At 63.8% G+C, this 12823-nt stretch carries 16 protein-coding genes; 6 read left to right on the top strand and 10 right to left on the bottom strand.

The features are described from left to right. Positions 1-12 precede the first annotated feature (12 nt). Entirely contained in the window at positions 13-777 is a 765-nt protein-coding gene (locus O4220_RS22910; RefSeq protein WP_269607816.1) for a class I SAM-dependent methyltransferase, read from the bottom strand. Continuing rightward, positions 774-1334 (bottom strand): carboxymuconolactone decarboxylase family protein, encoded by a 561-nt coding sequence (locus O4220_RS22905; RefSeq protein ID WP_269607815.1) that lies wholly within the window; start codon positions 1332-1334, stop codon positions 774-776. The genes O4220_RS22910 and O4220_RS22905 overlap by 4 nt, the downstream gene beginning before the upstream one ends. A 91-nt stretch (positions 1335-1425) precedes the next feature. Between O4220_RS22905 and O4220_RS22900 the strand changes: the two genes are divergently transcribed. Next, a complete protein-coding gene (locus O4220_RS22900; RefSeq protein WP_269607814.1) occupies positions 1426-2349 on the top strand; it encodes an iron-siderophore ABC transporter substrate-binding protein in 924 nt (307 codons plus the stop codon). A 7-nt stretch (positions 2350-2356) separates the two neighbouring features. On the opposite strand, the gene O4220_RS22895 is transcribed toward O4220_RS22900, so the two are convergent. The 6 genes from O4220_RS22895 to urtA all read right to left on the bottom strand — a co-directional run bounded on the left by O4220_RS22895 (position 2357) and on the right by urtA (position 7889). Continuing rightward, complete coding sequence (locus tag O4220_RS22895) at positions 2357-3025, bottom strand: GntR family transcriptional regulator (protein WP_269607812.1); 669 nt, start codon at positions 3023-3025, stop codon at positions 2357-2359. An 11-nt stretch (positions 3026-3036) separates the two neighbouring features. Then, positions 3037-3729 carry an urea ABC transporter ATP-binding subunit UrtE gene (gene urtE / locus O4220_RS22890; protein ID WP_269607811.1) on the bottom strand — a complete coding sequence of 231 codons (693 nt, stop codon included), beginning with the start codon at positions 3727-3729 and terminating at the stop codon, positions 3037-3039. Then, positions 3722-4552 carry an urea ABC transporter ATP-binding protein UrtD gene (gene urtD, locus O4220_RS22885; protein WP_269607809.1) on the bottom strand — a complete coding sequence of 277 codons (831 nt, stop codon included), beginning with the start codon at positions 4550-4552 and terminating at the stop codon, positions 3722-3724. The genes urtE and urtD overlap by 8 nt, the downstream gene beginning before the upstream one ends. Next, entirely contained in the window at positions 4549-5640 is a 1092-nt protein-coding gene (gene urtC, locus O4220_RS22880) for an urea ABC transporter permease subunit UrtC (protein WP_269607808.1), read from the bottom strand. The genes urtD and urtC overlap by 4 nt, the downstream gene beginning before the upstream one ends. Beyond that, positions 5637-6521 (bottom strand): urea ABC transporter permease subunit UrtB, encoded by an 885-nt coding sequence (gene urtB / locus O4220_RS22875; protein ID WP_269607807.1) that lies wholly within the window; start codon positions 6519-6521, stop codon positions 5637-5639. Before urtB ends, urtC begins: the two co-directional genes overlap by 4 nt. A 90-nt stretch (positions 6522-6611) precedes the next feature. Next, entirely contained in the window at positions 6612-7889 is a 1278-nt protein-coding gene (gene urtA / locus O4220_RS22870; protein ID WP_032401813.1) for an urea ABC transporter substrate-binding protein, read from the bottom strand. 207 nt (positions 7890-8096) lie between these two features. On the opposite strand from urtA, the gene O4220_RS22865 reads away from it, so the two are divergent. Both O4220_RS22865 and O4220_RS22860 read left to right on the top strand, forming a co-directional pair. Continuing rightward, positions 8097-8618, top strand: coding sequence for a hypothetical protein (locus tag O4220_RS22865; RefSeq protein ID WP_269607806.1), 522 nt, complete (start codon positions 8097-8099; stop codon positions 8616-8618). 226 nt (positions 8619-8844) lie between these two features. Next, positions 8845-9279: a hypothetical protein gene (locus tag O4220_RS22860; RefSeq protein ID WP_269607804.1), complete on the top strand. Its 435-nt coding sequence runs from the start codon at positions 8845-8847 to the stop codon at positions 9277-9279. Between the two features lie 19 nt (positions 9280-9298). On the opposite strand, the gene O4220_RS22855 is transcribed toward O4220_RS22860, so the two are convergent. After that, entirely contained in the window at positions 9299-10318 is a 1020-nt protein-coding gene (locus tag O4220_RS22855; RefSeq protein ID WP_269607904.1) for an agmatine deiminase family protein, read from the bottom strand. 23 nt (positions 10319-10341) lie between these two features. Further along, positions 10342-11328, bottom strand: a complete 987-nt coding sequence (locus tag O4220_RS22850) for a nitrilase-related carbon-nitrogen hydrolase (RefSeq protein WP_269607802.1) — start codon at positions 11326-11328, stop codon at positions 10342-10344. An 82-nt stretch (positions 11329-11410) separates the two neighbouring features. On the opposite strand from O4220_RS22850, the gene O4220_RS22845 reads away from it, so the two are divergent. The 3 genes from O4220_RS22845 (at position 11411) to O4220_RS22835 (ending at position 12799) form a co-directional block, all read left to right on the top strand. Further along, on the top strand, positions 11411-12007 hold the full coding sequence (locus O4220_RS22845) for a TetR/AcrR family transcriptional regulator (protein WP_269607800.1): 597 nt from the start codon (positions 11411-11413) through the stop codon (positions 12005-12007). Between the two features lie 98 nt (positions 12008-12105). Next, on the top strand, positions 12106-12315 hold the full coding sequence (locus O4220_RS22840) for a helix-turn-helix transcriptional regulator (protein WP_094703960.1): 210 nt from the start codon (positions 12106-12108) through the stop codon (positions 12313-12315). Between the two features lies 1 nt (position 12316). Continuing rightward, positions 12317-12799 (top strand): hypothetical protein, encoded by a 483-nt coding sequence (locus O4220_RS22835; protein ID WP_032380322.1) that lies wholly within the window; start codon positions 12317-12319, stop codon positions 12797-12799. Positions 12800-12823 lie beyond the last annotated feature (24 nt).

The raw sequence follows: 12823 nt of genomic DNA, 5'->3' as shown, positions 1-12823 counted from the left end.
AGTCCCAACCGTCTATTGCTTGGTGGCGCTGACGAATTGGGCCAGTCCGCGAATCTCCTGCTGGATATCGGTCATACCGGCCCGCTCGAAAATATCGGTGAACTGATTCTTCGGGAACATCCTGACGCCCGCCAGGCCGGTTCCGAAGCCCACTACCGAACCGAGCGGTGCCGGGCGTGGTTCGCAGCTGGTCATGATGGCGACGCGTCCACCCGGCCGTAGGACGCGAATCAGTTCGTCCACCACGACCATCGGCTTCGGTATGAGATAGAGAGCGGCATAACAACAAACGGCGTCGAACGCGCCTTCCGCATAGGGCAGGTGCGCTGCATCCCCGCGCACATATGCCGCACGTGGGGCTCGGTTGTCGCGCACTGCCCGGGCAATCATCGCCTCGGAGATGTCGAACCCCACTGCGAGCCCGTCACCGGTGAGAGCCTCGGACAGGAACCTCGTGAAATTCCCTGGGCCACAAGCAACGTCGAGTACACGCTGGGGGCCGCTCAATCGAAGGTCGGCGACGGCTTTGGCGCGCTCGGCCGACATCGACATCCCGGCAATCCCCATCAGGGACACTCCGAACGGACGCCACAGCTTTTCGTAGATCGCTGCCACCACACGATTGTTCATCGCGATACTTGCCGGCGACGGGTTCGGTGCCGGCACGTCCGGCAGCAGTTCGACGTAACCGCCGTCGGTGCGTGCCAGTCCGCGCAGCATCTCCGGCTCGATCATCTCGAGGGCGCGGCGCAGTGCCGTCTCGGGTGACTCGCTCATCGTCGTGGCGGCTTGTCGCCGTAGTCGCGTTCGACGCGCAAGGTACCGAGAGTGGTTGCCAGACCGTCGTATTGGGTGACCAACAGCATGAACTCGAGGAGTCGACGCTCGTCGAACTGCGTTGCCAGCTCCGCCCAGGTGGCGTCGGTGAGAGTCTTGGTGGCAACGAGTTCGTCGACGGCGGTCAGAATCGCGCGGTAGCGCAAAGGCAGGCCCGGTGCGTCTGGCCCGGTCTTGATCGACTCCAGCAGGTCGCGGTCGATGCCTGCGCGCCTGCCGAGTCGAACGTGGTGGTCCATCTCGTACGCAGATTCTCGGAGGTGAGCCACGCGCAGGATCACCATCTCGGATTCCTTGCGCGAGATCTTGCCGCCGGGCATGAGGTGCCCGCTGTAGAACAGCCACGCTCGGAACAGGCCGCCGGTGCGACCGAGGGTGGTGAACAGATGGGGATTCGGCACGCCGGCACCCTTGGCGATCACCTTGCAGATGACCCAATTGATGGGCCCGAGAGTTGTGGCGGTACCGGACGGAATGCGTGGAGTGGTCACAGTCACACGGTACCGACTGGCTGGCCGAACGTCACCGGATCGCAACAGGATAGGCTACCCTATTTGTGATTCCGAACAATGTTCCCACGGAGGACCCTTGACGAAGTTCCATGCCCGCATCACGGCGCTCGCCCTCACCGTCGTCGCCTTCGGTGTGACTGCGACGGCCTGCTCGTCCACCGACGCCACCTCCGACGGGGCAGGCAGTGCAACGCGATCGATCGAGACCGTTCGTGGAACGGTCGACGTTCCGGAAACCCCGCTGCGTGTGGTGACACTCGAGCCGGTCGAGCTCGACACTTCCGTCGCACTCGGCGTTGTGCCCGTCGGCACCGCCGTGCTCAGTGAGGTGAGCGGCGTTCCGTCGTATCTCGGCACCGAAGCGGCGGGCATCGCGACCGTCGGCACAGTGGCCGAACCGACCATCGAGGACATCGCGGCCCTGCAGCCCGACCTCATTCTCGGCACCGAGACTCGGCACGCCGAGTACTACGACCAACTCTCCGCCCTTGCGCCGACGGTCTTCATCGCCTCCCAGTCCGATCCGTGGCGCGACAGCGTCCGGTTCGTCGGGCGCATTCTCGGCAGGGAGGCGAAGGCGGAGGAATTGCTCACCGCATACGACGACCGGTGCGAAGAGATCGCCGAGAAGTTCGGAACCGAAGGGAAAACAGCACAACTCATCAGACCCCGCAGCGGTGAGCTGACTTTGTACGGGCCGTCATCGTTCGCCGGCAGCACCCTCGAGTGCGCAGGGTTCACCACTCCGCCGCGGCCGGAGTGGGCCGACGAGATCTCTGTGGATCTCTCGCCCGAGCTGGCCGCTCAGGCGGCAGCGGACCTGATCGTCGTCACCGCAGACGACCCGTCGGACCCCGCGGCGATCCCGGCGTCGATCACCGCCAATGCTGCGGCACTGCCGAACCCACATGCGGTGGACCTGTCGTACTGGATCACGGGCGTCGGACCCAAGGGTGGGCAGACTGTGCTCGACGACATCGATCGGATCCTGTCGGAGTGAAATCGGCTCACAGTCGGACTGCGCCTGCCAGCGCCGCGGCCTGTCGAGCTCGCTCGACCACCCGGTCTCGGGACGAATCGATATGTGCAACAAGAAGCTCCAATGCAGAATCGAGCGTGCCCGCCAGAACGTGTTCGACTATCTCGATGTGCTGATCGATCGCGCAGACGACTGCCGCGGCATCGAGTCCGCCGAGTATCCGTACCGGACGTACCTTGGCATTGACGGTGCACAGGGCATCGGTGAGTGCCGAATTGCCCGACGCGGCAAGCAATGTGACGTGGAAGTTCTCGTCCAGCGCCACCAGGTCGTCGGTCGTGTCGGGCGGGTCGGCGCGCAGTGCGACCCAGGTGGCCGACAGAGTCGACAGTGATGCCCGATCGAAGGACTTCGACGTCGAACGTGTGATGCCGCGGGCCTCGAGGGTCGCCCGGAGCTCGTAGAGATCGGGCAGGTCGGTCAGCCGAGGGCGATAGGCGTGCAGGCCGGCCTCGTCGCGGGTGACGAGGCCGTCGGCCTGCAACCGTGCCAGGGCCTCCCGCACGGGAGTGCGTGAGACCCCGTACAACTCAGCGAGGCGCTCCTCGCCGAGCCGCTCGGTGGAGCTGATGGCACCGGAGATCAGATCCCGGCGCAGTGACGAATAGACCTTCTCGCGAAGGTCACTGCGCGGCACGATTCGTCCGGTCAGATCGCCATGGCTGCGCGCACGTCGGCCTCGGACTCGGCACCGCCGACGCCGGTCGAGGTGATGCGGCCGGCTTCGAGGATGTAGTAGTTCTGCGCCGATTCGAGGGCGAAGCCGATGTGCTGCTCCACCAGAAGCACGCCGAGACCACCTCGGCGGGTGAGCTCGAGAACGGTGCGTTCGATCTCGGCGACCACCGACGGCTGGATGCCCTCGGTCGGCTCGTCGAGGATCAGCATCCGAGGTTCGGTGATCAGTGCTCGCGCGATGGCGAGTTGCTGGCGCTGCCCGCCCGAGAGCAATCCTGCTCTGCGGCCGAGCAATTCCTTCAACGCCGGGAACAGATCGAGTGCCTCGTCGACGAGCGCCTTGCCGCGCTTCCGGCCGTCGGCCACCACCTGCAAGTTTTCGGCCGTCGTCAACTGGCCGAACGACTGCTGACCCTGCGGCACGTAGGCGAGGCCCCGGGCGACGCGAGCGCTGGGTCGCAACGCACTGACGTCCTCACCGTCGAACATGACCTTGCCGGAGTTCACCTTCAGCAATCCGACCGCTGCACGCAACAGCGTCGTCTTGCCCGCACCGTTGTGGCCCATCACTGCGGCCACACCGTCGGCCGGAACCGTCAGCGAAGCACCGTGAATCACTTCGCTGCGGCCGTAACCGGTACGCAAATCGACCAGTTCAAGCATGACCGGCTCCTTCTTCTGCTTTTCTGTCGAGTTCCTCGCCCGCCGCTGCGGTGCCGAGGTAGACCTCCTGGACCTTCGGATCGGCCTGTACCTCGGCCACCGTGCCCTCGGCCAGGACGCGTCCGGCAGCCAACACTGTCACCGAGGTGGCGAACATACGCATGAAGTCCATGTCGTGCTCCACCACCACCACGGTCCGCTCCCCGCCGATGCGCTGCAGCAGCTGTCCCGTCTCCTCGCGCTCCTCGTGGCTCATGCCGGCGACCGGCTCGTCGAGCAGGAGGACATCGGCGTTCTGTACCAACAACATTCCGATCTCGAGCCACTGCTTCTGGCCGTGCGCGAGGATCCCTGCGGCCTTGTCTCGTTCGGCCGTCAGACCGATGGTCTCGAGCGCCTCTTCGATCTGCGGAAGCACCGACCCCCGACGACGCAACATCGTCAGCACGGAACGTCCGGACCCGGCGGCGATGTCCAGGTTCTGCAGCACCGTCAGATTCTCGAAGATGCTGGCGGTCTGGAAGGTTCTACCGATGCCGAGGCGAGCGATCTGATGAACCTTCTTGCCCAGCAGTTCCACCCCGGATTTGGTGACCGATCCGGTTGCCGGAACGAGACCGGTGATGGCGTCGATCAGCGTGGTCTTGCCGGCACCGTTGGGCCCGATGAGGAAGCGCAGATCGCCCTGCATGAGCGTCAGATCGACGCTGGTGTTGGCCTTGAAACCGTCGAAACTGACCGTCAGATCGCGGACTTCGAGGTACTGACTCGACATGCCGGCGTTGCCACCGAACGTGGGCTGAGGGCCTTCGACATGAATCATCGTGCGAGTTCCTTCTCTGGTTCTGCGGTCGACTCGGAGACCGGTTCGGTTTCCTGCTTTCGCTTGCGCAGTGCGAAGAGTCCGGCGATGCCGGCGGGGAAGAATCCGACGACCACCACGAACAGCAGACCCTGCGCATACGTCCAGCCGGACGGGAACTGCTCGGACAGCGTGGTCTGAGCCCACGCGACGCCCAGTGCGCCGAGAACCGGACCGAGCAGCGTGGTGCGGCCGCCGATGGCGACACCGATGAGGAATGCGATGGACGGGACGATGCCGACGTCGTTGGGGGAGATGATGCCGACGATCGGAACGAACAGTGCCCCGGCCAGACCGGCGAAGAATGCGGCTGCGACGTACGCGACGATCTTGACGTTGGCGGGGTCGTAACCGAGGAAGCGGACGCGCTCCTCCTGATCACGCACCGCCACCAGCAGCTCGCCGTAGCGCGAGTACATCAGTTGGCGGGTGATGGCGACAACGACGAGCAGTACCCCTGCTGCGATGAAGAAGAGCATCTGCTTGTTCGCGGGGTCGTTGAGGTTGAACCCGAAGAACGTCCGAAACCTGTTGAGCCCGTTGGACCCGCCGGTGGTCTGCTGTCCGATGAGCAGGATCGCGAAGGCGGCGGCCAATGCCTGGCTCAGGATCGCGAAGTACGCGCCCTTGACTCGACGCTTGAACACGCCGAGGCCGAGCACCAAGGCCACCAGGGCCGGCACGAACAGGATGCCCAGGATCGTGGTGATGGGCGAGGTGAACGGTAGCCAGTACGAGGGCAATTCACGGATACCGGCGATCGACATGAAGTCCGGTACCGCGTCGCCGCGCAGATCGGCGTCGGAGATCTTCAGGTGCATGGCCATGATGTAGGCACCGATACCGAAGAACACCCCCTGGCCGAGGGTGAGCATTCCGCCTCTACCCCAGGCCAATCCGATTCCGACGGCCACGATCGCGTAGCAGATGAACTTGCCCAGCAGATTCAACCGGAAGTCGCTGAGGACGGCCGGAGCAACGGCGAACAGCAGGATCGCGGCGAGTGCGAATCCCAGTAGAGCGCCGCGCTTGGCGATGAACTCGCTCATACCAGGCTCCTTGTCTTGACGGCGAACAAGCCCTGCGGGCGGGCCTGCAGGAAGATCACGATGAGGACGAACACGATGACCTTGGCGATCGAGGCCGTGGTGCTGTATTCGATGAACGAGTTCAGGATTCCGAGAGCGAAGGCGGCGATCACCGCTCCCTTGATCTGGCCGAGTCCGCCGACGACGACCACGAGGAAGGCGTCGATCAGATAGCTCTGTCCCACAGTGGAACTAGTGGATCCGATCAAGGTCAGCGCCACGCCTGCGACGCCCGCCAAACCGGAGCCGAGGAAGAACGTCGAGATGTCGGTCCTGCGGCTCGAGATGCCCGAGGTCTCCGCGAGATCGCGGTTCTGCACCACCGCGCGGATGCGTCGACCCATTGCGGTCTTCTTCAGTGCGATCGACAGTGCGACGACGGCGACGACCGCGAGCACGAGAATGAAGATTCTGGTCTTGGGCACCACGGCACCGAGAATGTCGACGCCGCCGCTCAGCCAGTCCGGGGAGACGACGTTGACCGCCGGAGCGCCGAAGATGTCGCGGGCGAGCTGCTGCAGGATGAGCCCGACGCCGAACGTGACGAGCAGGGTGTCCAGTGGACGGTGGTACATACGCTGGATCAGCGTCACCTCGAGCAGCACACCCATCGCGCCGCCGACGAGGAAGCCGACGATCAGCGAGATGAACAGTGATGCGCCGCCGGTCGAGACGATCTGCTGCACAACGTAGGCCGTGTAGGAACCGGCCATGATGAACTCGCCGTGTGCCATGTTGATGACGCCCATCTGACCGAACGTCAGTGAGAGCCCGAGGGCGGCGAGCAAGAGAATGGATCCGATCGACAGGCCGGTGAACAACTGTCCGATCACGACGTCCATGGGGGAGCTCCTTCGGTGGTGCGTGCCGCAGTGGTGCGGTCAGGTGCCCCATAGGGCGCTCAACCGCACCACTGCCGCAGGCACTCTGGGTCAGTTGAGGTCGGAGGCCCAGTCGTAGGTCTCGAGGAACGGGTCGGGTGCAATCGCTTCGGGGGACTCCCACACCGTGTAGATCAGCCCGTCGGGGCGGATCTCTCCGATACGGGCGGTCTTGGAGATGTGGTGGTTGTCGCCGTCGATGACGACCTCACCCTCGGGAGCGGCGAAGCTGACGCCGTCGGCCGCGGCCTGAATGTCCGCCACCGCAAAGGAATCGGCCTTCTCGACCGTGTTCTTCCACAGGTAGACCGAGGTGTAGGCGGCTTCCATGGGATCCGAGGTGGGCTTGTCGGCCCCGTACTTCGCCTTGTAGTCGGCGACGAACTTGGTGTTCTCCGGGCTGTCGACGGTCTGGTAGTAGTTCCAGGCGGTCAGCTGGCCCTCGATGTTCGCAGCTCCGATACCCGCCACTTCCTCCTCGGCGATGGACACCGAGATGACCGGCATGTCAGCAGCTTTGAGGCCGGCGTTGGTGTACTCACGGAAGAATGCGACGTTGGAGTCGCCGTTGAGGGTGTTGAACACGGCGTCGGCGTCGGCGGAGCGCACCTTGTTGACGATGGTGGAGAAGTCGGTCGAGCCCAGCGGGGTGTAGTCCTCGCCCTTGATCTCGATTCCGTTGGCCGCGGCGTAGGCCTTGATCTCGCGGTTGGCCGTCTGCGGGAAGACGTAGTCGCTACCGACCAGGTAGAGGGACTTGACGCCCTTCTCTTTCAGGTAGTCCAGGGCCGGAATGATCTGCTGGTTGGTGGTGGCTCCGGTGTAGAAGATGTTCTTCGACGCCTCGAGGCCTTCGTACTGCACGGGGTAGTAGAGGAGTGCGTCGTTGTCCTCGAACACCGGCAGCATCGCCTTGCGCGACGATGACGTCCAGCCACCGAAAACTGCTGCGACACAATCGCTGCTGATCAGCTTCTCGGCCTTCTCGGCGAACACAGTGGGCTCGGACGCGCCGTCCTCGGCGACGACCTCGATCTGCTTGCCGTTGACGCCGCCCGCTGCGTTGATCTGCTCGACGGCCAGCGCGATCGAATCACGCACCGTCACTTCGCTGATCGCCATGGTGCCGGACAGGGAGTTGAGCGAGCCCACCTTGATGGTGTCACCCGAGGTGTCCACGCACGAGGTGGCGGTACTGCCGCCGCCGTCCGCGGAGGTGGTGTCGCTCGCCTTGCTGCCGCAGGCGGTGGCGACCAGGCTCAATGCAGCCAGAGCTGCGGGAACGACCATGACGCGCTTGACGGACATGCGCTTCGAGACAGCAGGCATCTACGGCCCTTTCGGAGTTTGTATACAGAGGTGTATTCGCGATTGCGAACAGTAAAGGGAAGTTATTGCGCCGGTATGTTCCGCGGTGACGAGTCTGTTTCAAGCGTTACATCGACGTAAAGGCATATTAATGACAATCATCCTTGACATATTTTGACAAGCGGAGTTGACTTTCGGCATGCCCACGGACGAAGGAGAGGATCGATCATGAGCGCATTCGTCAGAGCCGCCCGGCTTGTCGGAGACCTCGACGACGAGTTCTATTCCGACGAGCTGCAACGCGACATCTGGAACGAGGCGTCGGCCGTCGGATTTCAGTCTCTACTGTGGATCGGACTGATCAGTGGAGCGGTCCTGCCCTACGCGGCGGGTGTCACCGGAGCGTGGATGGCGCTCGGCCTGTTCTTCGTGCTCATCGCCGTGTCCTTCGTGGTGTTGGGATACGCCAGGCAGCGAGGGATCGACATGTACGCCTCGCAGGAACTTCGACGCTCCCGGATAGCGGTCGCCGGACTGCTCTTCTTTCTCGCCGGTGCAGGAGCGGCGCTTCGCCTCCTGGCTCATTACGGCGGCGGCAACCTCCAGTCCATGTGGATCGGGGCGGCCCTCGCTGCGCCGGTGGGACTCGCGGCGGGAGTGGTGGGTATCAAGAATCGGCGGCGTCGGGTGTACGAGGCCGAGCGCGCCGCCGAGGAGACCGAACTGCTCGGGTTCGACCCGAACAAGTGACGTGCATTTGGTGAATCGTCCCTAGACCTGGGGTTACAGGACATAAGGATACGTAAAGGTATCGGTTTCGATCAGTCCGTTCGCAGATCTGCCGTCCGGGAGGTATGTTCTGTCCGATGACATCACGATTGTCCGGTGTCAGCGGCTGTTGCAGGGCTGGTCGGGCGCGGGTTCGTAACGCGGCCGAGCGTGCGCCCGATGATAAGAGAGGCTCGGTTCGAGGCCGATGACGATGTGCACTACCAATCCGCCCGTCGTCGTGCCACGAAGTACCAACGAGACCACGTCGGACGTTCACCTCACGGTGGAGCACGCTACAAGGGAAGTCGAGGCCGTGCGCAGAGACAAGAGCTACCTCAGACTCGTTGGATCGAGCACGCCGCAGCCCACCATCGAGGTTCACGGCGGACCCAAGACCATCACCGTTCACGTCGACAACGTTCTGCCGGGTCAGATGTGCGAGATTCTGCACAACGGCATGCTGTCACTGAGCCACCGCGTCGTCGTCGACGACAACGTGTCCAGCATCGACATCACCACGTTCGCTCTCAAGCCGGGTGAATACAACGTGTCACTCCGTCTCGACGGACGCCTGGACTGCGTCACCGAGGCACAGACCGTCGTCGTCGGTGAGCACCTCGAAGTTCGACGCAGCTCGTAGGACCTTCGACTGCCGACCGTCAGCCGAGTACGAGCGCCGACGGTTGGTGCTGGGTGATGCAGTGGATGCCACCGCCTCTCTCGAACAGAGGCCGCGCGTCCACGCTCACCACCGTTCTTCCCGGATACGCCTCACGTAGGACCGCCGCTGCTTCGTTGTCGGCCGGATCGTCGTAGCTGCAGGCAATCACGCCGCCGTTGACGACGAGATGATTGATGTAGCTGTAGTCGACGAATCCGTCCGCATCCCGCAACGTCTGCGGAGCCGGCACCTCGACGATGTTCCAGTCTTCACCCGAACCGTTGTGCGTAGCGCGCAAGGTGTCGATGATCAGAGCGCTGACCTCGTGATCGGGGTGAGACCGGTCTCGTTGACTGTGCACCAGGACGGTGCCGGGAGACGGGACAGCAGCGACGATGTCGACGTGGCCACGGGTGCCGAACCGCATGGAATCTCGCGTCAATCCGCGTGGCAGCCAGATGACGTGCTGCGCACCGATGGTTCGCGCCAGCTCTGCCTCGACGTCGGCTTTCGTGAGGCTCGGATTGCGACCGGGATCGAGTTGCACGGTTTCGGTGACCAGTACCGTGCCTGCGCCGTCGACGGCAATGCCGCCGCCCTCGTTGACCATGGGTGAGGTGATCCTGTGCACCGCGGCCTGATCGGCGACGAACTCGCCGATGCGGCAATCCTTGTCCCACTGCGCCCAGTCCTGTGCGCCCCATCCGTTGAAGATCCAGTCGACGGCAGCGACCGAACCGTCATCCGAATGAACGAATGTCGGGCCGATGTCGCGCATCCATGCGTCGTTCAGCGGTGCCTCGACGATGTCGATATCGCGAGAGAGGTACGTCGCGGCCACCGCATGCTCGGCCGGATCGACGACGACGGTCACCGGCTCGAACTCCGCTACCGCATGCGCGACGGCCGCCCAGGTGGAGCGGGCCTCGTGCTTGGCTTCCGGATCGTCGCCGAGGGAGTAGCCCTCGCAGGGAAACGCCATCCACACCTTGTCCTGCGGTGCCGTCTCGGACGGCATCGTGTATTGCGTTGCGGCCGTATTCACTTGATCACCGGCGTCGCAGCATGTCCGTCGCCGTAGGGGGCGTCCGAGCGCACCGGCTCGGTCAGGCGGGAGTAGGTGTCCGGTCTGCGGGTGAGCAGAAAAGGGAAGAGCTCCAGCCATTCTCGGCGCTGATCGAGGTCGAGATCTGCAACGAGCACGGCTGGTTCGTCGCGCGGTGCCTGAACGAGGATGCGGCCGTAGGGATCGGAGATGAACGACGACCCGTAGAACGTGATCGCGCCTTCGTTGCCACACCGGTTGGGCACCACCATGAACAGCCCGTTGGAAATTCCATGTCCGACGATGACGTGCTGCCACAGCGGCTGGGTGTCGAATGCCGGGAACGACGGCTCGGATCCGATGGCCGTCGGATACGCGAGTATCTCTGCGCCACCGAGTGCATAGCTGCGCGCGACCTCGGGAAACCACTCGTCCCAGCAGGTGGGTAGACCCACCCGGGCACCGCCGAGTTGCTCCGGTGAGTAGACGGGGTACGGGTCGTCGGCCGGGCCGGGGCGGAAGTAGGTGTCCTCGTAGTATCCGGCCGAGATGGGGATGTGCAGCTTGCGGGTTCTGGCCAGAAGTTCGCCGGAAGGGGAGACCATGATGGAGGTATTGAAGCCCAATCCGTCTGCTGCCTCGGACTTCTCGTACAGCGAGGCATGGACCACGATGCCGTTGGCGGCGGCGGCCTCGGCGGCCAGGCCGAATGTGGGCCCGGTCGTCAGATCCTCGGCCACGCTGCCGGGGTTCGCACCGGCAGGGGTGTCTGCCGGGTAGCGCAGCAGGGTGATCTCGGGCAGGAATACGACCTGCGCCCCGAGGCCGGCTGCTGTCGAAATAGCCTCGAGCAGTTCGCGTTTCGATGCGGCTGCATCGGGATTCCAGCGATGCTGCACCAGACCGACCCGTAGTGGCGGCCGATCGGTTGGGGTGGTCCGGGTCAGCGCCTCGGGAGGCGTGAGATTGGTGAGGGTCAGCATGCCGATCTCCTGTTAAAACGAATGTGATTCGTTAAGTATCGTTGATGTCTGCCTCGAACGCAACGGATACGGGAGAATTGCTGTGGGAAGACCGTCGGCACCCCTTCTCGACGTCGATCGCATCACGACGGCGGCCCTGACTCTCGTCGAAGAGTCGGGTGGATTCACCATGCCCCAGCTGGCCAAGAAGCTGAAGGTCAGTCCGTCCTCGCTCTACAACCACGTGTCCGGACGTGACGAGATCATCGAGTTGCTGCGGAACCGGGCGATGTCCGAGGTGGAGATGCCGGAGGCCGGTACGCCGTGGCGTGAGGCGCTCGCCTGGATCGCACGCGGGTACCGAAACAGCTACGGGCGCTACCCGCGGCTGATTCCACTGCTGACGGCTCAGGCCGTGAACAGCAGCGCTGCGTTCGGGATGTACAACACGTTGGCGCGGGTGCTGACAGACGCCGGCTTCGGGCCGGCCAACGTGCTGCGCATCATCACCGTGCTCGACAGTTACGTGTTGGGTTCGGCCCTGGATCTGGCAGCTCCCGAGGCACCGTGGCGCAGTAGCCGCGACGTGGAACCGGAACTGAAGGCTGCGTTGGACGCTGCGGGGGAGCTGCGCGAGCGGTCCGAGGACGCCTTCGAGTTCGGGCTGCAGGCGCTCCTGAAGGGACTCGATCCGCGGTAGCGCACGCCAGGGCGTCGAAGTCGACGCGACTCGATGTCGGACGATCGCCAATGACAAGAAGGCTTGACATATTCTGACAAGTCGGCTTGACTTTCAGCATGAACAACGCGCTGAAGACCAACGCGGTGCGTGAACATCGGAAGGCTGCGCGGCTGACCCAGGCCGAGCTCGGTAAGGCCTGCGGGGTCTCCCGGCAGAGCATCGTCTCCGTCGAAGGCGGCGATTACGCACCGAGTGTCTACCTGGCACTGAAGCTGGCCGGAGCATTGGACACCACTGTCGAAACATTGTTCGGAAACGAGGAGTGACATGAGCACATTCACCAAGACCATGCGAATCGTCGGCGATCTGGACGACGAATTCTACGACGACGAACGCCAGCGTGATGTGTGGAACGAAGCCTCCGCCATCGGTTTTCAACTGTTCCTCTGGGCCGGCCTCATCGGCGGTGCAATTTTGCCATGGGCGGCGAACACGACCGGAGCGTGGATTGCGCTCGGGATTCTCGTCGTCTCCACGCTGATCAGCTTCGCCACGATCGGCTATTCGGCGGTCCGCGGTGTGAACATCTACACCGCAGCAAAGGCCGGACGGCTCCGAGGGATCATTGTCGGTGTGATCGCGGCAGCCGGCTACGTCGGAGTCCTCGTCAGGCTGCAGCCGGACGTCTACTCGCAGGTGAGCTCGTGGGCAGGCGCAGCCGTGGGTGCGGTGGTCGGGGGCGGCGTCGTCGCACTGATCATCTGGCAGATGCGTAAGCGCAACGCGCGTTTCGAGGCAGAGGAGATCTGAAGGGCACCGGAAATCTGAGTACTG

This window comes from Rhodococcus ruber, assembly GCF_027270735.1.
Classification (GTDB): domain Bacteria; phylum Actinomycetota; class Actinomycetes; order Mycobacteriales; family Mycobacteriaceae; genus Rhodococcoides; species Rhodococcoides rubrum_A.
The sequence above is the reverse complement of the archived record's forward strand: the minus strand, read 5'-3'. Positions and strand labels throughout refer to the sequence as shown.